The sequence below is a fragment of the Mitsuaria sp. TWR114 genome (genome assembly GCF_007997345.1).
This window is the reverse complement of record NZ_VOSR01000356.1, coordinates 1-795: the sequence shown is the minus strand read 5'-3', so window position 1 is coordinate 795 and position 795 is coordinate 1. Positions and strand designations below refer to the sequence as shown.

Sequence of the window (795 nt, the reverse complement as noted above, 5' to 3'; positions counted from 1 at the left end):
CGATCGCGCCGGGGCTGCGGGTGGGATACCAGGCGAGCCTGGGCGTGGACACGCTGCTGGGGGGTGGTCCGCCCGAGCCGGGCCCGCTGGGCGAGGGCGCGCTGGTGCCGCGGTCACGGCCGCGCGCGCGCTGGGCGTGGACAGCCGCGTGGGTGCGCGGGCGCAACTTTGATGGCCATCAGGAGAAGGCACATGCGAGACGAATCGGTCGAATGCGAGGCGCTGCGAAGCTTTTCGCGTCCGCGCTACTTCCACGGTCAATTGCTCGACGTTCGTCATTTCGAATCCGAGCAGGCCTATTTCAAGCGCAAGCAGTGGATGCTCAACCGCCTGGTCGCCGGCTTCGGCGTGGTGTGCGGGCTGGACGTGCAACTGGGCGAGGACGACCACAGCGTGGTCGTGATGGCCGGGCTGGCGCTGGACAAGCAGGGGCGCGAGATCGTCGTGCCGTCGCGGTCCAGGCCGCTGGCGGTGCCGTCGCGCGCGGCGCCGCCGGCCGAGTCCGAGTCGGACCCCGTGCCGACCGGCGCCGCGGCCAACGCCGCCGCGGCCGCGCGGGGACAGCGCAACGGTGGCCGTAACGGCGGCCGTGATGGCGAGGGCCACTGCGACGACGACTGGATGCACCTGGTGGTCTGCTACGAGGAGTGCCGGACCGATCCGGAGCCGGTGATGGCCGGCGGCTGCGACACCGCCACGCGCTGCGCGCCGGGGGCGATTCGCGAGGGCTATTCGCTGGCGCTGCGGCCCGGCAAGGCGCCGCACATCCCGGTGGACGCCGACATCCCGGGCCTG

Annotated in this window: 1 protein-coding gene; it reads left to right on the top strand. The window is 72.8% G+C overall.

Annotated elements, in window-relative coordinates; genetic code table 11:
- Positions 1-192 precede the first annotated feature (192 nt).
- The coding region (locus FUT87_RS13960; protein ID WP_222617147.1) for a hypothetical protein at positions 193-795 on the top strand (603 nt) is incomplete at its 3' end.